Annotated in this window: 1 protein-coding gene; it reads right to left on the bottom strand. The window is 34.7% G+C overall.

Annotation, left to right across the window (positions count from 1 at the left end; genetic code table 11):
- Nucleotides 1-252 (bottom strand): LysM peptidoglycan-binding domain-containing protein (locus AC3G7N_RS21715; RefSeq protein ID WP_489424204.1); only part of this gene is annotated, 252 nt, incomplete at its 3' end.
- Between the last annotated feature and the right edge of the window lie 353 nt (nucleotides 253-605).

Raw genomic sequence — 605 nt, 5'->3', positions numbered from 1 at the left:
CTGTGCCATCAATTGTTTATCCTCATAGGAGATATCATTTGGAATACTAATCATTTCTCCTGCATATAAAAGGCTCCCAGAACGATTATTTGCTATTTGTAAGTTTGATAGACTAACGTCAAACTTATGCGAAATTGACCAGAATGACTCGCCTTCTTTAACTGTATACGATGCAGCGTTCGCAGCCATTGGAAGGGCTAATACGCTGATAGATAATATAATGACAAAAAATAATTTCTTGTGATTGTACAATTCGTAACCCCCTAGTAGTTTTTAGCTCTCTTCTAGAAGGTTACTAAATGTAACACAGTTTAGCATTATCCAATATATGACTATAAAACTTTTGATCAGTAACCCCGTTACCACTCATGTAATGGCCTTGGTTATGGAAGTTTTTACCTAGCTTTGGAAAAATACAAAAATTGAATGAACTGGTAAGGAAAGGATGGTATATAACAAAATATTTCAGGATTGTTACATGACTACTGGATTATACATCTTATCCAATCAGTGGTTTCAAACTAAAATAATTCAATGCTTGATTGACATCATGGATAGTATAAATTCCCTTCTCCAAGCAGAACTGGACCACCAAGTCAGATGTA

It is taken from the genome of Virgibacillus carmonensis (assembly GCF_057836705.1).
The sequence above is the reverse complement of the archived record's forward strand: the minus strand, read 5'-3'. Positions and strand labels throughout refer to the sequence as shown.